The organism is Cupriavidus sp. L7L (assembly GCF_004353535.1).
Taxonomy (GTDB): Bacteria; Pseudomonadota; Gammaproteobacteria; order Burkholderiales; family Burkholderiaceae; genus Cupriavidus; species Cupriavidus oxalaticus_A.
In genome coordinates, this window is record NZ_SMNY01000009.1 from 475,008 (window position 1) to 499,897 (window position 24,890).

At 68.3% G+C, this 24,890-nt stretch carries 20 protein-coding genes; 11 read left to right on the plus strand and 9 right to left on the minus strand.

The window, feature by feature from the left end:
* Positions 1-158: 158 nt before the first annotated feature.
* From E1J61_RS10105 to hutU, 4 genes are all read right to left on the minus strand, one after another.
* Positions 159-1,472, minus strand: coding sequence for a dicarboxylate/amino acid:cation symporter (locus E1J61_RS10105; protein ID WP_133093919.1), 1,314 nt, complete (start codon positions 1,470-1,472; stop codon positions 159-161).
* A 656-nt stretch (positions 1,473-2,128) separates the two neighbouring features.
* Entirely contained in the window at positions 2,129-3,088 is a 960-nt protein-coding gene (gene hutG, locus E1J61_RS10110) for a formimidoylglutamase (RefSeq protein ID WP_133093920.1), read from the minus strand.
* Positions 3,085-4,383: an MFS transporter gene (locus E1J61_RS10115; protein ID WP_133093921.1), complete on the minus strand. Its 1,299-nt coding sequence runs from the start codon at positions 4,381-4,383 to the stop codon at positions 3,085-3,087. The genes hutG and E1J61_RS10115 overlap by 4 nt, the downstream gene beginning before the upstream one ends.
* 109 nt (positions 4,384-4,492) lie before the next feature.
* Positions 4,493-6,175: a urocanate hydratase gene (gene hutU, locus E1J61_RS10120; RefSeq protein WP_133093922.1), complete on the minus strand. Its 1,683-nt coding sequence runs from the start codon at positions 6,173-6,175 to the stop codon at positions 4,493-4,495.
* Between the two features lie 242 nt (positions 6,176-6,417).
* On the opposite strand from hutU, the gene E1J61_RS10125 reads away from it, so the two are divergent.
* Positions 6,418-6,615 (plus strand): type II toxin-antitoxin system VapB family antitoxin, encoded by a 198-nt coding sequence (locus tag E1J61_RS10125; RefSeq protein WP_133093923.1) that lies wholly within the window; start codon positions 6,418-6,420, stop codon positions 6,613-6,615.
* Complete coding sequence (locus tag E1J61_RS10130; protein ID WP_133093924.1) at positions 6,612-6,983, plus strand: type II toxin-antitoxin system VapC family toxin; 372 nt, start codon at positions 6,612-6,614, stop codon at positions 6,981-6,983. The genes E1J61_RS10125 and E1J61_RS10130 overlap by 4 nt, the downstream gene beginning before the upstream one ends.
* A 50-nt stretch (positions 6,984-7,033) precedes the next feature.
* Here E1J61_RS10130 and hutC read toward each other — a convergent pair whose 3' ends face one another.
* Both hutC and E1J61_RS10140 read right to left on the minus strand, forming a co-directional pair.
* Positions 7,034-7,750 carry a histidine utilization repressor gene (hutC, locus tag E1J61_RS10135; RefSeq protein WP_133093925.1) on the minus strand — a complete coding sequence of 239 codons (717 nt, stop codon included), beginning with the start codon at positions 7,748-7,750 and terminating at the stop codon, positions 7,034-7,036.
* Positions 7,751-7,785: 35 nt separating this feature from the next.
* Complete coding sequence (locus E1J61_RS10140) at positions 7,786-11,175, minus strand: diguanylate cyclase (protein WP_133093926.1); 3,390 nt, start codon at positions 11,173-11,175, stop codon at positions 7,786-7,788.
* Positions 11,176-11,538: 363 nt separating this feature from the next.
* Between E1J61_RS10140 and E1J61_RS10145 the strand changes: the two genes are divergently transcribed.
* Positions 11,539-11,913 (plus strand): nuclear transport factor 2 family protein, encoded by a 375-nt coding sequence (locus tag E1J61_RS10145; RefSeq protein WP_133094225.1) that lies wholly within the window; start codon positions 11,539-11,541, stop codon positions 11,911-11,913.
* A gap of 98 nt (positions 11,914-12,011) precedes the next feature.
* Positions 12,012-12,899, plus strand: a complete 888-nt coding sequence (locus E1J61_RS10150) for a cytochrome c (protein WP_133093927.1) — start codon at positions 12,012-12,014, stop codon at positions 12,897-12,899.
* 27 nt (positions 12,900-12,926) lie between these two features.
* Here E1J61_RS10150 and E1J61_RS10155 read toward each other — a convergent pair whose 3' ends face one another.
* Positions 12,927-13,991, minus strand: coding sequence for an acyltransferase (locus E1J61_RS10155; RefSeq protein ID WP_133094226.1), 1,065 nt, complete (start codon positions 13,989-13,991; stop codon positions 12,927-12,929).
* Positions 13,992-14,409: 418 nt separating this feature from the next.
* Here E1J61_RS10155 and E1J61_RS10160 point away from each other — a divergent pair, with 418 nt between their 5' ends.
* The 3 genes from E1J61_RS10160 to E1J61_RS10170 all read left to right on the plus strand — a co-directional run bounded on the left by E1J61_RS10160 (position 14,410) and on the right by E1J61_RS10170 (position 17,712).
* The gene (locus E1J61_RS10160; protein WP_133093928.1) at positions 14,410-14,883 is read left to right on the plus strand and encodes a (2Fe-2S)-binding protein; all 474 of its coding nucleotides are present in this window, start codon (positions 14,410-14,412) and stop codon (positions 14,881-14,883) included.
* Between the two features lie 16 nt (positions 14,884-14,899).
* Positions 14,900-17,164: a xanthine dehydrogenase family protein molybdopterin-binding subunit gene (locus E1J61_RS10165; protein ID WP_133093929.1), complete on the plus strand. Its 2,265-nt coding sequence runs from the start codon at positions 14,900-14,902 to the stop codon at positions 17,162-17,164.
* Between the two features lie 260 nt (positions 17,165-17,424).
* Entirely contained in the window at positions 17,425-17,712 is a 288-nt protein-coding gene (locus tag E1J61_RS10170; RefSeq protein ID WP_133093930.1) for an ArsR family transcriptional regulator, read from the plus strand.
* A 61-nt stretch (positions 17,713-17,773) separates the two neighbouring features.
* Here E1J61_RS10170 and E1J61_RS10175 read toward each other — a convergent pair whose 3' ends face one another.
* Both E1J61_RS10175 and E1J61_RS10180 read right to left on the minus strand, forming a co-directional pair.
* Positions 17,774-19,321, minus strand: coding sequence for a transglycosylase SLT domain-containing protein (locus E1J61_RS10175; RefSeq protein WP_133093931.1), 1,548 nt, complete (start codon positions 19,319-19,321; stop codon positions 17,774-17,776).
* Between the two features lie 233 nt (positions 19,322-19,554).
* The gene (locus E1J61_RS10180; protein ID WP_133093932.1) at positions 19,555-19,905 is read right to left on the minus strand and encodes a hypothetical protein; all 351 of its coding nucleotides are present in this window, start codon (positions 19,903-19,905) and stop codon (positions 19,555-19,557) included.
* Between the two features lie 428 nt (positions 19,906-20,333).
* Between E1J61_RS10180 and E1J61_RS10185 the strand changes: the two genes are divergently transcribed.
* The 4 genes from E1J61_RS10185 (at position 20,334) to kdpB (ending at position 24,864) form a co-directional block, all read left to right on the plus strand.
* Positions 20,334-20,633 (plus strand): hypothetical protein, encoded by a 300-nt coding sequence (locus tag E1J61_RS10185; RefSeq protein WP_133093933.1) that lies wholly within the window; start codon positions 20,334-20,336, stop codon positions 20,631-20,633.
* Positions 20,633-20,722: a K(+)-transporting ATPase subunit F gene (gene kdpF / locus E1J61_RS10190; protein ID WP_133093934.1), complete on the plus strand. Its 90-nt coding sequence runs from the start codon at positions 20,633-20,635 to the stop codon at positions 20,720-20,722. The genes E1J61_RS10185 and kdpF overlap by 1 nt, the downstream gene beginning before the upstream one ends.
* The gene (kdpA, locus tag E1J61_RS10195) at positions 20,722-22,542 is read left to right on the plus strand and encodes a potassium-transporting ATPase subunit KdpA (RefSeq protein WP_133093935.1); all 1,821 of its coding nucleotides are present in this window, start codon (positions 20,722-20,724) and stop codon (positions 22,540-22,542) included. The genes kdpF and kdpA overlap by 1 nt, the downstream gene beginning before the upstream one ends.
* Before the next feature lie 246 nt (positions 22,543-22,788).
* Entirely contained in the window at positions 22,789-24,864 is a 2,076-nt protein-coding gene (gene kdpB, locus E1J61_RS10200) for a potassium-transporting ATPase subunit KdpB (RefSeq protein ID WP_243736839.1), read from the plus strand.
* Positions 24,865-24,890: the final 26 nt, after the last annotated feature.

Genomic DNA, 24,890 nt, shown 5'->3' on the forward strand with positions numbered 1-24,890 from the left:
GCGCCGGCGGGACAGTGATCCATGGCAGTCTTTTCGGAGACCAGGGCGGCGCGGGTGCCTACTTTTACCACACCGGCGCTACCGTGCCCGCGTCATGGATGCAAAAAGGCCCGGTTGCCTTGTCGGCAACCGGGCCTTGGCACGCCTGGCAGGCTGTATTACTTGCCCGCCACGGCCTGGACCGATGCCAGGCTGGTGGTGGTATCCGCGACGACGGGTTCATCCTCGTCGGACAGTACCGGCGCGCCGATGGCGCCTTCGCTTTTGGCGACGACGGCGGTGGCAATGGCATTGCCGAGCACATTGGTCACGGTGCGACCCATGTCGAGTACGTGGTCGATGCCGAGCACCAGCAGGATGCCGGCCTCCGGCAGGCCGAACATCGGCAGCACGGCGGCGACCACCACCAGCGAGGCGCGCGGCACGCCGGCGATGCCCTTGCTGGTGACAAGCAGGACCAGCAGCATGGTGATCTGCTGGGAGAGCGACAGCTCGATGCCATACACCTGGGCCACGAACAGCGCGGCGAACGAGGTGTACATGATCGAGCCGTCCAGGTTGAACGAATAGCCCAGCGGCAGCACGAAGTTGGTGATGCGCTCCTTGACGCCGAAACGGGTCAGCTGGTCGATCACCTTCGGGTAGGCCGACTCGCTGCTGGCGGTGGCGAAGCCGATCATCAGCGGCGCGCGCATCTGCTTGAGCAGGCGGAACACGTCACGGCCCAGGAAGTAGTAGCCGCCGGCGATCAGCGCCACCCACAGCAGCGCCAGCGCCAGGTACAGGCTGCCAATCAGCTTCGCGTACACGACCAGCACGCCCAGGCCCTGCGCGGTGATCACCGCCGCGATTGCGCCGAACACGCCCACCGGCGCGAACGCCATCACGTAGTTGGTGACCTTCAGCATCACGTCGGCCAAGCCCTCGATGCCTTGCAGCACCGGCTTGCCCACGCCGTCCTTGACGGTACCCAGCGCAAAGCCGAAGAACAGCGAGAACACCACGATCTGCAGGATCTCGTTGTGCGCCATCGCCTCGGCGAAGCTCTTGGGGAACATGTGGGCGATGAAGTCGCGCAGGTTCAGGGCGCCGGTCTTCAGGTTCGAGGTGGCGTCCGCGGCCGGCAGCGGCAGGTTCATGCCGTGGCCGGGGTGCAGCACGTTGGCCATCACCAGCCCCAGCAGCAGCGAGGTGACCGAGGCGCCGATGAACCACATCATCGCCTTCGTGCCGATGCGGCCAACGGCGCGGCCGTCGCCCATGCTGGCGATGCCGGTCACCAGCGTGGCGAACACCAGCGGCGCGATGATCATCTTGATCATCCGCAGGAAGATGTCGGTCAGGATGGACAGGTGGTTCGCAATCGATTTGGCGGTGTCGGCGTCCGGCGCCATGTTGTGCGCGGCGGTGCCGGCCAGCACGCCTAGCAGCATCGCAATGAAGATCAGGGTGGGCAGTCGATTCAGTTTCATCGTGGATCAGGCCTGTGCGTCCGTTCCCCGCGGACAGGGTCGGACGTCGGTATTGCGGGATGGCTGGAGGGCTTTTGAGGGCGCCGCACCGGCCATGCGGTTTTTTTCAGCGCGGCAACAGGTGCCAGCGGGTCGCCGGGGCGGCGAGAGGGGGGGTGGGCAAGGCGGGGTCAGTCATGTGTTTCCTCCTTTGTTTTTTGGCGGGGCCGGCGCGCTGGGAAACGTGCCGGCCGACCTGTCTGGGCGCTGTTAGCGGCGGCCTATATTGCACGCGGCGTGCCAGGTGAGAGGGGTCTTTCGGGTTGTGCAACCCGTTGAATTCAAAGGAGAAATTGAAGTGACTCCGGCGCACGATTCGGAGATCCGGATGGGCGGCGCGCAGTGGTGTTCGGGAATCCGAACGGTGGTGTAGGTGTAAACCCGAGGGTTTGGAGGGGCGGAAGGGGTTTGAATTGCCGCCGGTTTGCTGCCCTCTCCCGCTTGCGGGAGAGAGGTTGGGGGAGAGGGCAGGAGGGTCAAAGGCTGAGGCCTGTGGGTTAAAACCGGGGGCCTTGCTTGATGTGGTGCCTAGCTAGCCCACCCCTCTCCCCATGAGGCCATGAGGGGAGAGGGAGAACACCTTGCTCAGGCCAGCTCGATGTTTTGTTGGGCGCGTTTCAGCCGCCCAATAACCGATAGCACAACCTTGCCGCCACCCGCGCCCCACACCCATCCCGGTCATACAGCGGATTGAATTCCGCGATATCCGCCACGCGCAGCTTGCCGCTGTCACGCAGCCGCGTGGCGATGGCTTCGACCACCGGCAAGGGCACGCCGTAGGCCGCCGGTGCCGAGACGGCGGGCATCACCGCGGCGGGCAGCACGTCGAGGTCGATCGTCAGGTAGACATGGTCGGCCTCCGCGACCCATTCATCCAGCGCGGCCAGCCGTGCGTCGAGGTGGCGCTCCTGCAGGTCCACATCCTCCACATACCGCACCCCGAGCGTGCTGGCGCGCGCGAACAGCGCGGCTGTATTGCCGAGCCGGCTCACGCCCAGGCAGGCGTAGTCGAAGCGCACGCCGCGGCGCTGGCAGTCGATGGCGATCTGGTCGAAGGGCGTGCCCGAGCTGGCGGGCCGGCTGCCGCGCAGGTCGAAGTGCGCGTCCAGGTTGACCACCAGCACGCGGCCGCGGTCGCCGTGCGCGTCCAGGTGCGTGCGCAGGCCCTGCCACGTGCCCCATGCCACCTCGTGGCCGCCGCCAAGCACCAGCGGCCAGGCGCCCACCGCCAGCTCGGCGGCGACGGCCTGGCCCAGCCGCCGCTGCGCGTCTTCCAGCGCATCGCCTTCGCAATGGATGTCGCCGCCGTCGATCAGGCGGCCGATGCCGTGGGCCGGCACGCCCGCCAGCGCGCGGCGGATCTCGCGCGGGCCGCCGGCGGCGCCGGGGCGGCCCTGGTTGCGCAGCACGCCGGCATCGCAGCAGAAGCCCAGCAGCACCGGCACGCCAGGCGTGCGCGGAGTGTGACGGCCGGCGACGATTTCGAACAGGCGGCGGGTATCGCCCGCCTCGCCGGCATCGCGCCGGCCGCGCCAGACCGTGTCGCCGGCCTGCACGAGTTCGGCCAGGCCGCTCATTTGAGGCGGCGTCCCAGGGTTTCGGGCACCATCGCCAGGCCGATCAGCGAAACCAGGCCGCAGCCGATCACGTACAGCGCCGGGGCATTTGCGTCACCGGTGATCTGGATCAGCCGGGTCGAGAAATACTGCGCGAAGCCGCCGAAGATCGCGATCGCCACGCAATAGGCGATCGACAGGCCGGTGGCGCGCAGGCGCTGCGGCAGCACCTCGCTGACCAGCACCATCGAGGCCGGCGCGGTCATCGACATCGGCACCGACAGGCAGCCCACCACCAGCAGCAGGCGCGCCAGCGACGGCTCGGCATTGATCAGCACGAACGCGGGGTAGACCATCACCAGCAGCGCCACGCGCGACCACAGCACCACGGCCTTGCGGCCGATGCGGTCGGCCAGCCGGCCGGCGAACGGCGACAGCGCCACCTGCACCAGCGCCGCGATGCACGCGGCCCAGATGCTCAGCGACAGCGGCATCTTCAGCACGCTCACGGCGTAGTTGCTGATGTAGTAGACGACGATGTAGGTGGACGAGGCCAGGCCGATCATCAGCAGGATGCTGGCAATCACCTCGCGCCCATGCCGGCGCAGCAGCGGCCATTGCGCGGCGTGCTCGCCGTGGCGCGCGGGCGCGGCGGTTTCTTCCAGCCGGCGGCGGATCAGCAGGCCGACCGGGATCACCAGAATGCCGATCAGGAAGGCCAGGCGCCAGCCCCACGCTTCAAGGTCGGCCGGTGCCAGCACGTTGCTCAGCACCAGGCCGGTGATCGCGCCCAGCAGCGCTGCCAGGCCCTGGCTGAACGGCTGCCAGGCGGTATAGAAGCCGCGCGTGCGGTCGTCGGCGTATTCGAGCAGCAGCGCGGTGGAGGCGCCCATCTCGCCGCCGATGGCGAAGCCCTGCACCAGCCGCGCGATCACCACCATGATCGGCGCGAGGATGCCGATCTGCGCGTACGGCGGCGTGACCACGAAGATCAGCGAGCTCAGGCCCATCAGCCACAGCGTCAGCGCGACAGCCGGCTTGCGGCCGGCGCGGTCGGCGTACATGCCGATCAGCAGGCCGCCGAGCGGTCGCATCAGGAAGCCGACGCCAAAGGTGGCGAACGACATCAGCAACTGGCCGGTGGGATTGTCGACAGGGAAGTAGAGCCGGCCTATCAGCGTGGCAAAGAAGCTGTAGACCACGAAATCGTAGAACTCGAGGCCGTTGCCGATGGTGATGGCGGCAATGGCACGCGTGCGCGACAGCGGCGGCTGCGGCGCCGCGACCGCCACGCCGGCGGTGGTGTCGATGGACATGGGTGTCTCCGTGAAGGGTATGGCGACGGCCGGGTGCGCGCGTGGCGCCCCGGCCGGTAAGACGGCTCTTGGTGGCCTGTAGTGGCCTGTAGTGGCCTGTCGGCCGGGATCAGCCGCGCGATTCGTTACGCAGCATCGGCAGGTCCAGCCCCTGCTCGCGGGCGCAGTCGACAGCGATCTGGTAGCCGGCGTCGGCATGGCGCATCACGCCGGTGGCGGGGTCGTTGTGCAGCACGCGGGCGATGCGCGCGGCCGCTTCATCGGTGCCGTCGCACACGATCACCACGCCGGAATGCTGCGAGAAGCCCATGCCCACGCCGCCGCCGTGGTGCAGCGACACCCAGGTGGCGCCGCTGGCGGTGTTCAGCAGCGCGTTCAGCAGCGGCCAGTCGGACACGGCGTCCGAGCCGTCCTGCATGGCCTCGGTCTCGCGATTCGGGCTGGCGACCGAGCCCGAGTCCAGGTGGTCGCGGCCGATCACGACCGGCGCCGACAGCTCGCCGCTGCGGACCATCTCGTTGAACGCCAGGCCCAGCTTGGCGCGCAGGCCCAGGCCGACCCAGCAGATCCGCGCCGGCAGGCCCTGGAAGCTGATGCGCTCGCGCGCCATGTCGAGCCAGCGGTGCAGGTGCTCGTCATCGGGGATCAGTTCCTTGACCTTGGCGTCGGTCTTGTAGATGTCCTGCGGATCGCCCGACAGCGCGGCCCAGCGGAACGGGCCGATGCCGCGGCAGAACAGCGGGCGGATGTACGCGGGCACGAAGCCGGGGAAGTCGAAGGCGTTCGCCACGCCTTCTTCCTTGGCCATCTGGCGGATGTTGTTGCCGTAGTCGAAGGTCGGCACGCCCAGCTTCTGGAAATCCAGCATGGCCTGCACATGCGCGGCCATCGAGGCCTTGGCGGCCTTCACCACCACGGCCGGCTCGCGCTGCGCGCGCTCGCGGTATTCGTCCCAGGTCCAGCCGGCGGGCAGGTAGCCGTTGAGCGGGTCGTGCGCGCTGGTCTGGTCGGTGACCATATCGGGGCGCACGCCGCGGCGCACCAGTTCGGGCAGCACTTCGGCGGCATTGGCGCACAGCGCGATCGAGATCGCCTTGCCCTGCGAGGTGTAGCGGTCGATGCGGGCCAGCGCGTCGTCCAGGTCGGTGGCCTGCTCGTCGACGTAGCGGGTCTTCAGGCGGAAATCGATGCGGCTCTGCTGGCATTCGATATTGAGCGAGCAGGCGCCGGCCAGCGTCGCGGCCAGCGGCTGCGCGCCGCCCATGCCGCCCAGGCCCGCGGTCAGCACCCAGCGGCCCTTCAGGTCGCCGTTGTAGTGCTGGCGGCCGGCTTCGACAAAGGTTTCATACGTGCCCTGCACGATGCCCTGGCTGCCGATGTAGATCCAGCTGCCGGCGGTCATCTGGCCGTACATGGCCAGGCCTTTGGCGTCGAGTTCGTTGAAGTGTTCCCAGTTGGCCCAGTGGGGGACCAGGTTGGAGTTGGCGATCAGCACACGGGGGGCGTCGCGGTGGGTCTGGAACACGCCGACCGGCTTGCCGGACTGGACCAGCAGGGTCTGGTCGTCTTCCAGGCGGGTCAGGGCTTCGACGATGCGGTCATAGCATTCCCAGTTGCGGGCGGCGCGGCCGATGCCGCCGTAGACCACCAGTTCCTTTGGATTCTCCGCGACCTCGGGGTCGAGGTTGTTCATCAGCATGCGCAGGGGCGCTTCGGTCAGCCAGCTCTTGGCGGTGAGCTTGGTGCCGTGCGGGGCGCGGATTTCGGTGTCGCGGAAGCGGGTGGTGGTCATTGGGACGGCTCCTTCGGTGTCTCTGTGCTTTGCCTTTGGGTGTCGCTTTTTTTGCGACGCATAGGCATGTATATTCTTGTATATACAGGTACGGATGAATCGGGGTTATCCCGTAGATGAACTGCCGGGCTAGTGCCATGTGATGTTGCCGGCGAGCCTTCGTAAGAAGCTGACGCTGGTGGGCACGAATTCAGGCATTGATTGATGCTAAAATCGATGCAGGATGCTTAGCGGAGGTTTCCATGCGTACCACGCTTGCCCTGGACGATGATTTGCTGCGCAAGGCCCAGGCCCTGACGGGCCTGTCAGAAAAATCCTCGCTCGTGCGCGAAGCGCTACGGGCACTGATCGAGCGCGAAAGCGCGCGGCGCCTAAGCCGTCTCGGCGGTACCGAGCCTGACCTGGAATCCGCGCCGCGCCGCCGCCCGGAGCCGGCATGATCCTGGTCGACACTTCGGTATGGATCGACCATCTGCGAACCGGCGACGCGGCACTAGCGGCTTTGCTCGACGCCAGCCGGGTCCTGGTGCATCCGTTTGTGATCGGCGAGATCGCGCTGGGTAGCCTGCGGCAGCGGGACGAGGTGCTGGGCGCTTTGCGTGATTTGCCAGGCGCCGTCGTGGCGACGGACGACGAAGTCGACCGGATGATCGATGACCAGAAGCTTTACGGGATAGGGATTGGCTACGTGGATGCGCATCTGCTGGCCGCCACCCGATTGACGCCCGGCAGTGCGCTATGGACGCGGGATCGTCGCCTGCTCGCGGTCGCCGAGCGTTTGGGGCTGGCCGCGCGGCCTGCGCATTAGCCTGCGCTGCGCCGAAACTCTCAGGACAGGATGCGGATCGCGGGGCCGGGCTATGAAGTGAACCGGCCTTCCAACCGGTGCAACGACCCCGGATGCACCAGCCTGACCGACGTCACAACCCGCCCCGCCGACCATGTCCGTCTACGGATCAGCAAACACGGCTCACCCTTGTCGATGTCCAGCAACCCGCATTCCTCCGGATGCGCCAGCACCGCCTCCACCACGTGCTCACCTTCGGTCAGCGGCGCGACGCGCGTCAGGTATTGGTAGGGCGTTTCGCGCGAGAAGTCTTGCTCCAGGTAATCCGGCGCGACGGCGGCATTGACGTAGCGGTCTTCCAGCTGGATCGCGATATCGTCTTCGTAGTGCACGATGACCGAGTGAAACACGCGCTGCTCCAGCGGCACATCCAGCGCAGCAGCCTGCGCCGCGCCGGCGCGTTCCTCCTGCACGCTGACCACCCGCGCATGATGCCAATGCCCCCGCGCAGCAATGTCATCCGCAATATTGTTGACCGCATAAAGCGCGGTCCGCAGCTTGGGCTCCGCAACAAAGGTCCCAACCCCCTGCAGCCGCACCAGCAGCCCCTCCGCCGTCAGTTCCCGCAGCGCCCGATGCACGGTCATGCGGCTGACGCCCAGCGCTTCGACCAGCTCGGCCTCGGAGGGCACCCGATGGTGAGGCGGCCAGCTGCCGTCAGCAATCCTGCTGCTGATGTGTTGCTTGACGCGCGCATAGAGCGGCGCCGGCGTGGATTCGAGCGGCAACGGTTTCCCCCGGGTGGCGACAGCCGCCGAATGTATCACGCCCCCTGGCGTTGTTCGACGCCGCGCGGCCCGCACGCCTGCAGGAACGCATCGAGCGGCGTCGGCCGCCCGATCGCATAGCCCTGCGCGAAGTCCACGCCGATCGCGCGCAGCGCGTCGAGCGTGCGCTCATCCTCCACCCACTCCGCCACGGTCTTCACGCCGAGCCGGTGGCCGATGTCGTTGATCGAGCTGACGATCTCGCGGTCGACGGCGTTGTCCGCCAGCTGGCGGATAAAGCTGCCGTCGATCTTCAGGAAATCGACCGGGAACTGCTTCAGGTAGGCAAACGACGACAGCCCCGAGCCGAAGTCGTCGAGCGACACGGTGCAGCCCGCGCGCTTCATCTCCGACACCAGCCGGTTGGCCGCCGCCATGTTGTTGATCAGCGCCGTCTCGGTGATCTCCAGCCGGATGCGGCTGGCGGGCAGCGCGCTGGCGTCCAGCTCGGCATGCAGGAAGGGCAGCAGGAACGGCTCGCCCAGCGAGTTGGCCGACAGGTTGATCGACACCGACAGCCCCGGCACCGCACGCAGCCGCTCGCCGTAGCCGTGCAGCACGTTGTGGATGACCCAGCGGTCGACATGGCCCATCAGGTCGTAGCGCTCGGCGGCGGGAATGAAGGCGCCGGGCAGGATCATGTCCCCGCTCTCGTCGACCATGCGCACCAGGATCTCGATGTGGCGGGATTCGCCGCGGCCCGCGCCGGCAGGCTGCAGCGCGCGGATCTCCTGCGCGAACAGGCGGAAGCGGTTGGCTTCCAGCGCCGAGTGGATGCCCGCGGCGACTTCCAGTTCGCGATGGTGGCGGCGCGCGTCGCTCTCGTCGCGCCGGTAGACCGAGACCCGGCTGCGGCCGGCGGCCTTGGCGGCGTAGCAGGCAACGTCGGCGCGGCTCATCAGCTCGCTGACGGGCGGCACGTCGAGGTCGATCGCGGCGATGCCGATGCTGGCGCCGACGTCATAGACCCGGCCTTCCCACGGGAAGCGGCGGCCGCGGATCGCGTCGATCACGCCCTGGCAGACCTGCTCGGCCTGGTCCACGGTGCAGTCCTTGAGCAGCAGCGCGAACTCGTCGCCACCGAGGCGCGCCAGCAGGTCGTCGGGGCGCACGTGGTTGCGGATCAGGTAGCCCAGCTCGCGCAGCAGCACGTCGCCGGCGCCGTGGCCGGCCGTGTCGTTGACGATCTTGAAGCGGTCCAGGTCGATGAAGCACAGCGCGGCGCGGTGGCCATGCAGCCGCGCGGCGTCGCAGGCCTCGCGCAGGCGCTTTTCGAACCAGGTGCGGTTGGGCAGGCCGGTGAGCGCGTCGTGCATGGCCGAGCGCGCCAGCTCGCGCTGCAGCGCGCGCGCGGTGGTGATGTCCTGGAACACCAGCACCGCCCCCAGCACCTCGCCGGCGGCAGTCAGCACCGGCGCGGCGGAGTCCTGTACGTCGTGGCGTTCTCCGGTCAGGCTCTGCAGCACCGCGCCGTCCTGCAGGTAGGCAGGCGTCAGCGTACGCAGGCACGATTCGACCGGGCTGGGGATCGGGTCGCCGCTGGCTTCGTCGACGATGCGGAAGACCTGCTCCAGCGGCAATCCGCCGGCGCTGCACATGGTCCAGCCGGTCAGCTGCTCGGCGATCGGGTTCATGAAGGTGACGTGCATATTGGCGTCGGTGCAGATCACCGCGTCGCCGATCGAACGCAGCGTGATATGCAGTCGCTCTTTCTCTTCGAACAGCGCCTCGGTCAGGCGGCGCTGCTCGGTGATGTCCCAGTTGGTGCCGACCAGTGCGTGCGCGATGCCGTCGGCGCCGCGCGTGACCGTGGCCATGGCGCGCACATGGCGCACCGCGCCGCCGGGACGCAGGATCCGGTATTCGGTGTCGAACGGCGCGGCGCCGCGGATGGCCTGGCGCATCTCGGTGCTGACGCGGCTGACGTCTTCGGGGTGCAGCATGGCGATCCATTGCTCGGCCTGCGGCGTGCCCTGCGCGGGATCGGTGCCGTGCAGCGCATGCATGCGCGCATCCCAGGTGATGGCGGTACTGCCGAAGTCCCATTCCCAGATGCCGACACCGCCGGCTTCCACCGCCAGCTGGATGCGGCGCGACAGCCGTTCCAGCTCTTCCTGCACCAGCTTGCGCGCATGGATGTCTTCCACCTGGGCGATGTAGTGCAGCGGCGCGCCGGTGTCTTCGTCGCGCACCAGAGAGACCGCCAGCAGCGCCCAGCGGTACTGGCCATCCTTGTGGCGGTAGCGCTTCTCCATGCGGTAGGACTCGATCTTGCCGTCCACCAGCAGCGCCGCCTGGCGCAGGTCGTCGCTCAGGTCGTCGGGGTGGGTCAGCTGCTGGAAGGTGATGGCGCGCAATTCCTCGCCGCTGTAGCCGAGCAGCTCGGTCATGGCGCGGTTGACGATCTCCCAGCGGCCGTCCATGCCAACCAGCGCCATGCCGATCGCCGAATGCTCCATGGCCTGGCGGAAGCGCTTCTCGCTGCCGCGCAGGCTGGCGCGGCCATGGCGGTTCTGTTCGGTCAGGTAGGCGATGCAGACCGGGAACACCATGATCACCGCGGCCGACAGCGGCACCGCTTCATGGCCGTGCCCGACCACCATCAGCGCCTGCAGCGACAGCGTCGCCACCAGCGTCAGCAGCGCGGTGGCGAACGGGTTGCCCGCCAGCGCCACCAGCACCAGCGGCAGCGACATCGCGGCAAACGGGTCGTGGCCCTGCCATTGCGCGAGCGCGCCGATCGCCAGGCACAGCGCCAGCAGGCTGGCCTGCGGCACCAGCACTGGCCGCGCGAAGGCGGTGCGCACGCGCGCCGGTGTCATCGACAGCATCATCGGCAGCAGCAGCGCCATGCCCAGCGCGCTGGCCTGCCACCAGGTCCACCACACCGACGCAAAGGGCGTGCCGTGCAGTTTGACAATGGCTGCGGCGCCGGCAGTGGCGCCCAGCGCCGGCGCGACGATGCCTGCGACCGCCAGCATCACCGCGAACGATGCCAGCGGCCCGTGGCGGACCAGCCCGGCGTGCCGGTCGAGCAGCCGCAGCAGGCCGGTGGCGCACAGGATCTCGGCCAGGTTGGCGCCGGCCAGCATCAGCGCGCTCGCGGCGCTGTCGCCGGCGGCATGGTTGGCCAGCAGGTTCGCGCCCAGCATGCCGGCCAGCAGCCACGGCGTCTCGCGGCGCGGGCGGTGCAGCAGCAGCCCCAGCGCGAAGGCGTTGGGCAGCCATACCGCGGCCACGTTGCCCGGCAGCCGCGCCAGCCACAGGCCCGCCGCCGCCAGGGCGAAATAGCCGGCAGCGGCGAGCAGCAGCGGCTGCCAGCGGCGCGGCGTGGCGGAATGGACAGTGGCGGCCTGGTGGCGCGGCGGGGCCGTATCTGGCGTCATGGACGGGTGCGGTGCAAAGGGCGGAGCAAAGGGCGGTGCAAATCGATCGGGGCAAGGCGCGCGGACGGACTGCCGCCCAGCGTAGCGGCAACTGTAACGGGGATGGGTACCCGAGCAAAAGCCGGACAGCGGGCTGCCGTGGGCGTTGTTGCCACTGGTGTTCGCGCCGATTTTTTGGTAGGGCAGCGGGGCGGGCGGGGTGGCGGAGTCAGTCCGGCGATGACCTCGCGGGTAATCGCGGCGCGGCGCGGCGGCATCCATCATGCAGCCATGGCCTGCCAGCCGGGCCGACCGGAACCCCAACCAGCACAGGAGAACACCATGTCAGCTGCCGTCCCGTCCTCGCAGTCCACCGCTGCCGCCATGCCCGCCGATCCCGCCAGCCTCGCCGACCGCTACCTTGCCGCCTGGAACGAAACCGACCCCGCGCGCCGCCGCGAGCTGATCGCGCTGGCGTGGACCGAATCGGCCAGCTATGTCGATCCGCTGATGCGCGGCGACGGCCATGCCGGCATCGATGCCATGATCGCGGCGGTGCAGGGCAGGTTTCCCGGTTTCCGCTTCACCCGCGTCAGCCCCGTCGACGCGCACGGCGAGCACCTGCGCTTTACCTGGGAGCTCGGCCCCGCGAGCGAGCCGGCGCTGGTGGTCGGCACCGATTTCGCCACCGTCGGCGCCGACGGCCGGCTGGCGCGCATGACCGGCTTTATCGACCGCGCCCCCGCCGGCCTGGCCTGAACGCGGCAAGCGCGCGCCTGTGTGGCCTGCCCCACCGACAGCCCCCTGCCCGCTGGCTGCAAGCTGTTGCATCCAGTGCGGCGGACAGGGGAGCGAAGATGGCGCGTGTTCTGCGAGTGGCGGCGTGGGGGCTGGCCGGAGTGGCCGCCGCCGTGGCAGTGGCGGCCTACGCCGCGGTCTGGGTCGGCGAGCGCAAGGCGTCGCGGACCGTGGCGGTGCAGGTTGCGCCGCTGGCCTTGCGCGACGACGCCGCCGCCATCGCCCACGGCAAATACCTCTATGAATCGCGCGGCTGCATGGAATGCCACGGCGCCGGCGCCGGCGGCAAGCAGGTGTTCGACGATCCCAACGGCCTGCGCGTGCGTGCGCCCGACCTGACCCGCGGCAACCCCGCCATCGCGGCGTACCGCGCCGAGGACTGGGTGCGCAGCGTGCGCCATGGCGTGGCGCCATCGGGCCGGCCGCTGCTGATCATGCCGAGCGAGGACTACAACCGCCTCAGCGACGAAGACCTCAGTGCGCTGGTGGCCTACCTGCGCAGCCTGCCGCCAGGCATGGGCGCGCCTGCCGAGGTCAACCTGCCGTGGCTGGTGCGGGCGCTGTACGGCGTGGGCATGGTGCGGGACGCGGCTTCCAAGATCGACCACAGCCTGCCGGTGCAGCCGGCGCAGGTGCCGGCGCCCACGGCGAAGTATGGCGGCTATGTGGCCAATGCCTGCCTGGGCTGTCACGGACACGATTTCAGCGGCGGCAAGATCCCTGGCGCGCCGCCCGACTGGCCGCCGGCGGCCGACCTGCGCCCGGTCTCGGGCGGCGCCATGTCGCGCTATGGCCAGGCTGGGGCCTTTATCGAGATGATGCGCAGCGGCAAGCGGCCCGACGGCTCGCAGATCAGCCGCGTGATGCCGTTTGACTCGTTCGGGCGCATGAACGATACCGAGCTGACCGCGCTGTACCTGTTCCTCGCCGACATGCCCCGGCGCTAAGGCCGGGCTTGCCGGGCTTGCCGCGCTTCATTGCCTTGCCAGCCTGCGCCCGGCGGCGATGCCCGGCAGCTCCACCCAGCGGTGCAGCAGCAGCGCCAGGCCCAGCGCCAGCCCGGCGTCGATGGCAAAGCGCAGCAGCTGCAGGCCGGTCTGGTCGGGCGTCAGTTCGGGCATCAATCGCTTGACGCCTTCGATCACCGTGGGATGCACCAGGTAGAGCGCGTACGACAGCTCGCCCAGCCACACCAGCGCGCGCGGCACGCGCAGCATGCCGGTATGCTCCGCCGCGACCGCGCCCGCCAGCAGCAGCGCCGCGGGCAGGCCGCGGCCGGCCAGGCTGAAGTCCGGGCCGACCAGCGGCAGCGACAGCGCGAACGCCGCGCAGCCGGTGGCCAGCATCGCCAGCGCGATCGACGGCGTCAGCAGGTGGCGCCAGCGCGCATAGGCCCACGCGAGCAGGCAGCCGAGCAGGAATTCCAGCACCAGCGGATTGCTCGCCATCGCCAGCCATGGAGATGCGAACGGATAGCCCTGCGCGGGATCGGCGACCAGCGTGCCGAAGCGCCACCACGGCAGCACCAGCGTCACCAGCGCGAACAGTGCCAGCACCACCCACAGCGCGCGCCGCCCGGCCAGCAGCAGCCCGAGCGCGAACGCGGCGTAGAACGCGATCTCGTAGTTGAGCGACCAGCCCACATACAGCGCCGGATAGCCGTAGTAGGGCGCATGCGCGGTGGTGGTGGGCAGGAATGCCAGCGACGCGGCGAACAGCGCCGGCGTCACCGGGTTGAGCAGCAGCGCGTGCAGCACCGACATGGCCCAGTACGGCGGCGCCAGCCGGAACGCGCGCCGCACCAGGAAGCTGAACGGACGCTCCGGGCGCGGCCGCGCCAGCACCGCGACCCAGGCAATGATGAAGCCGCTGATGACGAAGAACACATCGACGCCGACATGGCCGCGCTTGATCACGTTGGCGGTCAGCCAGTCCAGCACGGGTGCGTCGGCGCCGCCCAGCGCCAGGCCGGAGTGGTAGACGACCACGAAGGCCGCGGCCAGGCCGCGCAGCGCCTGGATGCTGTCCAGCCGCGCGATGGCAGGGGAGGTGCGGGAGGCGGCGGGAGCTTCGGCGGCGTGAGCGGCAGCGGGCTGCACGGCGCGTGGCGGTGCTGGCGTACCCGCCACCGGATGATGGCGTTCTGGAATAGTCGACGGCACTGTTTCAGCGGCAGGAATCCGCAAGCGATGAATCCATGAGGGACAGCGGCAGGATGCACAAAGTTCGTGCAAAGCCCGACAAAACGCGCGTTTGCGCCGAGCCCGGCGCACGGCCTCCGGCAAGGTGACCGGAATTGCACTATCCTCACTTGTCCCGTGCGCCAAGCTGCGCGCGCGGGCAGTGCCCCCGCATCCCCACGCGTTCGCCCTGCGCCGGCCCCTGCTGGCGCGGGCCGCGTGCGGGCCCGGGCACACGCCATGACCAGTGGGCAAACGTACCCAAGGAGTGTCCCCCATGACCACCCTCGACATCAACGTCAACGGCAAGACCCGCACGGTCGACGTGGATCCGTCCACGCCGCTGCTGTGGGCGCTGCGTGACAACCTCGACATGACCGGCACCAAGTTCGGCTGCGGCGTGGCCGCGTGCGGCGCCTGCACCGTGCATGTCAACGGCCAGGCGACGCGCAGCTGCGTGACGCCGGTTTCCGCCGCCGCGGGCGCCAGCATTACCACCATCGAAGGCGTGGACACCGACCGCGTCGGCCGCGCCGTGCTCGACGCGTGGATCAGGCACGATGTCGCGCAATGCGGCTACTGCCAGAACGGGCAGGTGATGAGCGCCATCGGCCTGCTGCGCAGCAAGCCGCGCCCCACCGACGCCGATATCGACCAGGCCATGGCCGGCAACCTGTGCCGCTGCGGCACGTACCAGCGCATCCGCGCGGCGATCAAGGACGCCGCGCGCGCGCTGGCGTCGTTGGCCTGAACACGAGGAGCCGATCATGCGAATCCGAGGCATTGAAGCACTGGCCGGCGGCCAGGGTGGCCAGGGCGACAACTGCGGCGCGGCGCAAGGCGGTGGCATAGCCACGCTCACCCGACGCGGTTTCCTGAAACTCACCGGCCTGGCCGGCGGCGGGCTGGCGCTGGGCGTGGCCCCGCTGGCGCAGGCACAGGCACAGGACGCGGGCAGGTCCAGGGCACCGTCGCCGCAGGCGTTCCTGATCATCGCGCCCGACAACACCGTCACGGTGGCCGTGAACCGGCTCGAATTCGGCCAGGGCGTGCATACCGCGCTGCCGATGGCGCTGGCCGAAGAACTGGACGCCGACTGGCGCAACGTGCGCGCAACGCTGGCACCCGCGGGCGACGCGTACAAGGATCCTGCCTTCGGCATGCAGATGACCGGCGGCTCGACCGCGCTTAACCATTCGTTCCAGCAGTACCGCGAACTGGGCGCGCGCGCCCGCGCCATGCTGGTGACTGCCGCCGCGCAGAAGTGGCAGGTCGATCCGGCCGGCATCAAGGTCGAGCAGGGCGTGCTGACCTCAGGCAGCCACCGCGCCACCTTCGGCGACCTGGCGCACGCCGCGATGGAGCTGCCCGTGCCGCAGCGGGTCACGCTGAAGGACCCGGCGCAGTTCCGCATCGTCGGCAAGCCCACGCCGCGGCTGGACGCGCGCGGCAAGATGGCGGCGACCACGCCGTTCGGCATCGACACCAGGCTCGACAAGATGGTGGTGGCCGTGGTCGCGCGCCCGCCGCGCTTCGGCGGCAAGGTGAAGTCGTTCAACGCCGACAAGGCGCGCGCGGTGCAGGGCGTGCATGGCGTGATGCAGGTGCCGGTGGACCGCGGCGGCACCGGCGTGGCGGTGATCGGCAGCGGCTACTGGCCGGCCAAAATGGGCCGCGATGCGCTGGAGGTCCAGTGGGAAGACGCGGGCTCCAGCGTCTCGTCGCAGGCGCTGTTCGAAGAGTACGCCAGGCTGGCCGCGCAGCCGGGCACGGTGGCGCGCGCGGGCGAGGGTGATATTGGTGCGGCCATCAACAGTGCCGCGCGCAAGATCGAAGCCGACTTCCGCTTCCCCTACCTCGCGCACGCGCCGATGGAGCCGCTCAACTGCACGCTGCAGCCCGACGTGCAGGGCGGCAAGCTGCAGGCGGTCAAGGTGTGGGTGGGATCGCAGTTCCAGACCGTCGACCAGGCCGCGATCGCGCGCACGCTGGCCCTGTCGCCCGACAAGGTCGTGCTCAACACCATGATGGCCGGCGGCGGCTTCGGCCGGCGCGCGGTGCCGACTTCCGACTACCTCGTCGAAGCGGCCAACGTGCTCAAGGCCTGGGTGGCCGCGGGACACACCGAGCCGCTCAAGGTGATGTGGAGCCGCGAGGACGATATCCGCGGCGGCTACTACCGTCCGCTGCACCTGCACCGCGCGCGCATCGGCTTCGATGCGCAGGGCAAGGTGGTGGGCTGGCAGCACACCGTGGTCGGGCAGTCGATCCTGAAGGGCACGCCGTTCGAACCGTTCATGGTCAAGAACGGCGTCGACGCGACCATGACCGAGGGCATCGTCGAGAACGACTACGACCTGCCGCTGCAGATGTCGGTGCATCACCCGCAGGTGGATGTGCCGGTGCTGTGGTGGCGCTCGGTCGGCAACACGCATACCGCCTTCGTCAAGGAAACGCTGGCCGACGAAATCGCCGCCGCGGCGAAGCAGGACCCGGTGGCGTTCCGGCTGGCGCGCCTCGACGACAAGAAGCACGCGCGCCACCGTGCCGCGCTGCAGCTGGCGGTGGACAAGTCCGGCTACGGCAAGCGCAAGCTGCCGAAGGGGCACGCGTGGGGCGTGGCGGTGCACGAGTCGTTCAGCACCGTGGTGGCCTATGTGGTCGACGTGTCGCTGGTGAAGGGCGAGCCGCGCGTGCACCGCGTGACCGCCGGCGTGCATGCCAACCGCGTGGTCAACCCGCTGTCGGCCGAGGCCCAGATCCAGGGCGGCTGCGTGTTCGGGCTGGCGATGACGAAGCCGGGGTTTGCCATCGAGATCGAGAATGGCGCCGTGAAGAACAGCAACTTCACCGACTTCCCGCCGCCGCGCATCACCGACGCGCCGGTGGTGGACGTGTTCTTCGTGCCGTCGCAGGACAACCCCACGGGCCTGGGCGAGCCCGGCGTGCCGCCGATCGCGCCCGCGGTGGCGAACGCGCTGTTCCGGCTGACCGGCAAGCGGCAGCGGCAATTGCCGTTCGTGCTGGCCTGACCGGCCTGACGCAAGGGGTGGCGTGGCGCCCTGCACCGGGCGCCGCGCCGGCGCATCCCCCGAACGCGGCTGGCGGGTGCGTTTGTTGTAACCGCACCAGTGTTTGCGCCGGCATGGCTGCACCCTATTGCGTTTGCGCGCCGGGCCGCGTAGAAAGTGGAGACACTGCGCCGTCCGGCTGCCCCGCTGCCCCCCTGCCTACTGGCGGCGGCCGTCCCGGGCAGCACCGGGCCGGCGCGCCGGACGTTCGAGGTGTGGCCATGGAGACCCAGGAAAGTACCCTAACCCTTGCCCTGATGACGGAGCCCGCGCGGGCCCGCGTGTGCCGCGCGCTGCTCGATGCGGGCGAGAACGGGCTGCCCGCGGCCGACCTGGCCCACATCGCGCAGGTCAGCCTGGCGCGCGCCGGCCACCTGTTCCAGGAACTGGTGCAGGCCGAAGTACTGGCGCTGTCGATCCAGGAACGCAAGGTCTGCTATGTGCTCAAGGCGCGGCGCGCCGTGACCGAAGCGCTCGGCTACATCGACGCCAGCGGGCTGGCTGACTAAGCAGGCACAAAGCGCATCGGGCGCCGCGCGGACCGCCACGGCTGGCGGGACGCGCCAGCCGCTATTTCTGGATCTGCTTGACCGCCCGATCGCGCGCCGCCTGCATGTCCTGCATGAGCCGGTACGCTGCGTAGTACTTGAAGATATTGCGCACATAGGTGGTGGTCTCGATGCCGATCTTCTCCGCCACCACGATCTCGACATTGTTGAACCACTTGTCGGGATCCAGTCCACGCGCCGCCGCTTCCTTGCGCATCTTCGCGATATTGCCCGGCCCGGCGTTATAGCTGGCAAAGGCGAACAGCGGCCGGTTCGCTTCCGAGAAATGCGCGTCGGGGAAGTACTTCGTCATCAGCCGGTCCATGTACTTGGCGCCGGCGTGGACGTTGGCCTCGGCCATGCGGATATTGCCGACATTCAGCTCCTTGCCGGTGGCCGGCATGATCTGCATGATGCCGACCGCGCCGACATGGCTGCGCGCCTCCTGGTTCAGCTGTGATTCCTGGAAGCCCTGCGCGGCCAGCATCAGCGGGTCGAAGCCATAGTCCTTGCCGTACTTCTCGAAGAAGGCGATGGTCTGCTGGAAGCGCTTGTACTCCGCATCGTCGGTGTTGTTCTTGATCTGCTTGATGCGCAGCATGGTCTGCTTGAGCCGGTACTCCGCACCGCCCTGTTTCTTGACGAAATTGACGTAGAAGTCTTCGATCGCCTGCCGCAGCTGCGGGCTGTTCTTGCGGAAGGCCCAGCCGGTATAGCCGCCTTCGCGCACGGCCAGGTCTTCGCGCACCTTGATGTTCGGCAGGATCTGCGCCCACATCGCGGCCTTCCAGTCATCGACCACCAGGATCTGCAGCACGCCCGCGTTGAGCATCTCGAGCGCGTCTTCGTCTTCGAGCGCATCGGGCAGCATGACCAGTTTTATCGGCGCCTTGCCGGCGTGGCGCAGGCCGTCGTTCAGCACGGTCAGGCTTTCAAAGTAGCTGCTGGCGCGCCGCACGTGCACGGTCTTTCCCGCGAGGTCGTCGAGGCGCTGCAACGGCGGCGCCTTCGGCCCGGTGACCACCAGCTCGCGCACCGGCTTGCGGTCGCGCGGCGCGGTGAAGTCCACCTGCTTCAGCCTGCTCTCGGTTTCGGTCAGGTTGCCGGCGGCGATATCGCCAAGCCCCGCCATCAGGTCGGGCAGCAGCCGGTCGCGCGTGGTCGGGATGATGATGATGGTCAGCGGGCGCTTGCCGAGCTGGTCGGCGTACTTCTTGTTCAGATAGCGCTCGAAGTCACGCACCAGCTCCGCGGTCAGCCCGCGCTCGCGGCCCTTGTCGCTGAAGTAAAGCGTGCGGCTGTATGGCACCAGTACGCGGATGACGCGGCTCTTGAGCATCACGTCGAAGTCGCCGGTACGGGGTTTGTTGGCAAGGCTCAGTCCGCGCGGCTTCGCGGGAGCTGCCTGGCCTGTCGCAGCGGTAGCGGCAGGGGCCGACGCAGCGGCTGGCGGATTTTGCGATGGCGGTTTTTGCTGGGCTACGGCAGCAGGTCCGCAAAGGCTGAACGCGCCCATCAGGCCGGACACAAGCAGGCCTGCCAACCAGCGGGAAGGGCGGACAGCGGACATGGCGGGGATTGCAAGCCGCGCAAGCAAGCGCGCGGTTTGCCCATATGGAGTCTAGGCGCGGAATATGGACTTGCAAGCGTGGACTTGCAAGCGCGCGACTCGAGAGCGGGGAGGCAGTACGCAGCCTGCAGGAAGCGCAGACATGGGCAGAGTAGTAGGAACGCGTTGAGACAGGAAAGAAGATGGCCGGCTTGCGCCGGCCATCGATCTCATTCGCGGCTTGCGTGATCGCGCTATTGCTTGGGCGCTGCCATTTCCTGGCGGGCCGCGGCGTCCGCGGCCTTGTTCTCGACCTTGCGCTCCTGCTTGGCCTCGCCGACTTCTTCCTTGTACTCGCCCTTGGCGGCCTTCTTCTTCGCCTTGTATTCGTCGGAGGCGCGCTTGCGTGCCTCGCGGCGCTCGACCAGCGGGTCCTTGGGCGGCTCGATCTGGGTCATGCCGGGCGGCACGCCTTGCGCGCCGGCCGGGGGTGCCGCGGGCGCGGCCGTGGTCTGGGCGAAAACGGTGGCACAGCTGAGGCCTGCCAGGCCGGCGGCAATCGCGCCGACGATCTTGGGAAGGCGAGCGGGCTGTTTCGGATCCATGGAAAACCTCCAGAGTTGTTGTCGGACGCGCCGGCAGTGGAGGGGTCCGGCGCGGCTGGGACCGCGCATCGCCACCGTGGCGGCAGTGCAGCGGTAGCCCTCAGTCTAGGCAGCGGGGCCGTGTTGCGCTGTCAGTCGCGCGCTGATGCGGTGCCGGCATTACTCCTACATGGCCGCGTTGATGCCTGGCCGCAACAAACGCCGGATGGAGAGCGCCGGACGCCACTTTGCAGCGCCGCGCGATGCCGACAAGCCGCTGCACCTGCGCGCGTTCGTCGAATTGATGGTGCGACTGGGCGAGACCGCGGCGGCGGCGGGCGCAAGGGCCGCCGCCAGCAGTGAGCGGGCGGCAAGCGCGCCAAGGTCCGCAAACAACCGGGGTTGGTCCCGTGCATCGAGTCCGAGCACAACGCTAGGGCACGGTAGGCGTGCCGGGCGATCTGGTTGCCATCGCGGCCGAACGAATCTTTATGCGTTCTTTACACGCACCCGTCACCTTTCTACCCGGTTTTTACGACCCCGTCGCTAAGCTGCAAGCCGAAACCATTCAAAGGTGCTTTGTCATGGACGGGATCTACTTGATCGTATTGATCTGCTTTGCAGTGCTGAGCGCGGCCCTGCTGGGGCTTTGCGCTGTGCTTGCACCGAAGTCTTCCGCGGGCGGCGAACATGCCGGCTCGCACCACCAGGTGCTGGGCAAGAACAGCGCAACGGACAGGGGGCTGTGATGAGCTGGACGGATCTGTTGAGCGGCGCGCTGGCCGTTGCCATTTTGGTCTACCTCCTCATTGCGTTGTTCCGGCCGGAGAAATTCTGATGTCCTCCCAATTCGTGGGCCTGCTGGTCCTCTATCTCGCCGTCCTGCTGGCATGCGCGCCTTCTCTCGGACGCTATATCCGGCGCGCTGTCGAGGACGGCAATTATTCGCTGACCGCCTGGGGCCGTCCGCTGGAACGGCTGCTGTATCGCCTGGGTGGCGTGCGTGCCGAGTCCGGGATGGGGTGGAAGCAGTACACCATCGCAGTCCTGGCGTTCAACCTGCTTGGCGTGGTGGCGGTGTATGCGCTGCAGCGCGTGCAAGGCATGCTGCCGCTGAACCCGCAAGGCTTCGGCGCGGTCACGCCGGACTCGGCCTTCAACACGGCCATCAGCTTTGTCAGCAATACGAACTGGCAAGGCTATGCCGGCGAGTCGACCATGGGCTATCTGACGCAGATGCTCGCGCTCACCGTGCAGAACTTCCTGTCCGCGGCCACCGGCATCGCCGTGGTGTTTGCGCTGATTCGCGGCTTTGCGCGCCAGAGCGCCGCCACCATCGGCAATTTCTGGGCCGACATGACCCGGGTCACGCTGTACGTGCTGGCGCCGATCGCGACGGTGATCGCGCTGGCGCTGGTCAGCCAGGGCGTGATCCAGAACTTCGATGCCTACAAGGAAGTGAGCCTGGTCACGCCAGTCGAATACAGCCAGCCGAAGGTCGACGCGGCCGGGCAGCCGGTGCTCGATGCGCAAGGCATGCCGGTGACGGAAGACCTGAAGACCGACAAGCAGACGTTGGCAATGGGTCCGGTGGCCTCGCAGGAAGCCATCAAGATGCTCGGCACCAACGGCGGCGGCTTCTTCAATGCCAACTCGGCGCATCCGTTCGAGAACCCGAATGCCCTGGCCAACCTCATCGAGATGCTGGCGATCTTCCTGATCCCGGCGGCACTGTGCTTCACCTTCGGCGAGATGGTCGGGGACAGGCGGCAGGGCGTGGCCGTGCTGGGCTCCATGACGGTCATCTTCGTGGCGATGGCTTGCGTTGCGGCGATCTCCGAGCAGATGGCCAATCCCGCGTTGTCGGGTCTGCCGCTCGACCATGCCAGTTCGCTGTTGCAGGCCGGCGGCAATATGGAAGGCAAGGAAACACGCTTCGGCATCGCTGCCTCGGCCTTGTTCGCCACCATCACGACCGCGGCATCCTGCGGCGCGGTCAATGCCATGCATGACTCCTTCACCGCCATCGGCGGGCTGGTGCCAATGCTGCTGATGCAACTGGGCGAAGTCGTGTTCGGCGGCGTTGGCTCGGGCCTGTACGGCATGCTGTTCTACGCCGTGCTGGCGGTGTTCATCGCCGGGCTGATGATCGGCCGCACGCCGGAGTATCTCGGCAAGAAGATCGAAACCTATGAGATGAAGATGGTGGCCGTGGCGATCCTGGTCACGCCGCTGCTGGTGCTGCTCGGCACGTCGGTGGCGGTGATGGCCGAGGCGGGACGCGCGGGTGTGTTCAACCCCGGCACGCACGGCTTCTCGGAGATCCTGTACGCGCTCTCGTCGGCGGCCAACAACAACGGCAGCGCCTTTGCGGGCCTCTCCGCCAACACGCCGTTCTACAACACGCTGCTGGCTGCGGCGATGTGGTTCGGCAGGTTCTGGATCATCATCCCCGTCCTGGCGCTGGCCGGATCGCTGGCGGCCAAGAAGCGTATCCCGCCCAGCGGCGGCACCATGCCGACGCACGGCCCGCTGTTTGTCGTGCTGCTGGTGGGCACGGTACTGCTGGTCGGCGCGCTGACCTATGTCCCGGCGCTGGCGCTGGGTCCAGTCGCCGAGCAACTGCAGGGCGCGGTGACGGCAACGGCAGCCAAGTAGATCGATCACTGACGAAGACATAGCGAGCATTCCCACCAGTTCAGCCCCTGCATGGCCCGGCCAATGCAGGTGCCGCTGTCTCTAGCGGATTGCGGAGAAACCATGCAACATGAATCGACGGCCCCAGTGGCCAAGGGCAGCGCCAACAGGACCGGCGCATCGTCCTCCAACACGCCCCAGGTGAAGAGCGCACCGGTGTCGGACCGGCAACCCGGTTCCCACCATCATCGCCCGCCCGCGCGCAGCATGTTCGCGCCGGAGCTGGTGAAGCCCGCGCTGATTGCGGCCTTCAGCAAGCTGTCGCCGCGCGACCAGTTGCGCAACCCGGTGATGTTCGTGGTCTACGCCGGCAGCATCCTGACGACCATCCTGTTCCTGAAGGCAGTGGCGGCGCCGGCAGCGGGCGGCGAATCCGCCGGCTTCATCCTGGCGGTATCGGTGTGGCTGTGGTTCACGGTGCTGTTCGCGAACTTTGCCGAGGCGCTCGCCGAGGGCCGCAGCAAGCAACAGGCCGAGGCGCTGCGTGGGCTGAAGACCACGGTGACCGCACGCGTGCTAAAGGACGGCAAACGCGGAAGCGCCACCGAAGCGCGCCCCGCGACCGCGCTTCGACGCGGCGATGTAGTGCTGGTCGAGGCTGGCGAGATGATCCCCGGCGACGGCGAAGTGATCGACGGCGTGGCCTCGGTCGACGAAAGCGCCATCACCGGCGAATCGGCGCCGGTGATCCGCGAGTCTGGCGGCGACTTTTCGTCGGTGACCGGAGGTACGCGCGTGCTGTCCGACTGGATCGTGGTGCGCATCACGACCAACCCGGGCGAAAGCTTCATCGACCGCATGATCACGATGGTCGAGGGCGCCAAGCGGCAGAAGACGCCGAACGAGCTGGCCCTGACGATCCTGCTGGTCGGGTTGACCGTTGTCCTGCTGCTGGCCACGGCCACGCTGCAGCCGTTCTCGCTCTACAGCGTGCTGGCGGCCAAGGCGGGCGTGCCGGTGACGATCACCGTGCTGGTGGCGCTGCTGGTGTGCCTGATCCCGACCACGATCGGCGGGCTGCTTTCCGCGATCGGCGTGGCCGGCATGAGCCGGATGATGGAAGCGAACGTGATCGCCACTTCGGGCCGCGCGGTGGAAGCCGCCGGCGACGTGGACGTACTGCTGCTCGACAAGACCGGCACCATCACCCATGGCAACCGCCAGGCCTCGCGCTTTATCCCGGCGCCCGGCGTATCGCCATTGCAGCTCGCGGAAGCGGCGTGGCTGTCGTCGCTGGCCGACGAAACGCCGGAAGGGCGCAGCATCATCACACTGGCACGCCAGCTGCCCGGGCTGGCCGCGCCGGCGATGGCAAGCCTGAAGCCGGAATTCGTGCCATTCAGCGCGCAGACGCGCATGAGCGGCGTGGACCTGCGCGACGGCGGCGGCGAACGCCACGTGCGCAAGGGCGCCGCCGATGCCGTGCGCCGGTACGTCACGGAACGCGCCGGCAAGTTCCCAGACGCGGTGTTGCAGGCGGTCGACGAGGTTGCGCGCGCCGGCAGCACGCCGCTGGTGGTTGCCGACGCCAACGGCGATTCGGTGCGCGTTCTGGGCGTGATCGAACTGAAGGACATCGTCAAGACCGGCATCCGCGAGCGCTTCGGCGAGCTGCGCAAAATGGGCATCAAGACCGTGATGATCACCGGCGACAACCGGCTGACCGCGGCTTCGATCGCGGCAGAAGCAGGCGTCGACGACTTCCTGGCCGAAGCCACGCCGGAGGCCAAGCTCAAGCTGATCCGCCAGTACCAGGCCGAAGGGCGGCTCGTCGCGATGACCGGCGACGGCACCAACGACGCTCCCGCACTCGCCCAGGCCGACGTGGCCGTGGCGATGAACAGCGGCACGCAGGCGGCCAAGGAAGCCGGCAACATGGTGGACCTGGACAGCAACCCGACCAAGCTGATCGAGATCGTCGAGATCGGCAAGCAGATGCTGATGACGCGCGGCTCGCTGACGACCTTCAGCGTGGCCAACGACATCGCCAAGTATTTCGCGATCATTCCCGCGGCGTTTGCCACCACGTATCCGCAGCTCAACCTGCTCAATGTGATGGGGCTGGCCACGCCGGCGTCGGCCATCATGTCCGCGGTGATCTTCAACGCGCTGATCATCGTCGTGCTGATTCCGCTGGCGCTCAAGGGCGTGGTCTACCGGCCGCTCGGCGCCGCGGTACTGCTGCGCCGCAACCTGCTGATCTACGGTGTTGGCGGCATCCTGGTGCCGTTTGCCGGCATCAAGCTGATCGACATGATCCTGGCCCTGTTCGGCTGGGTCTGATTTTCTCTCCAACGATTCGGAGCATT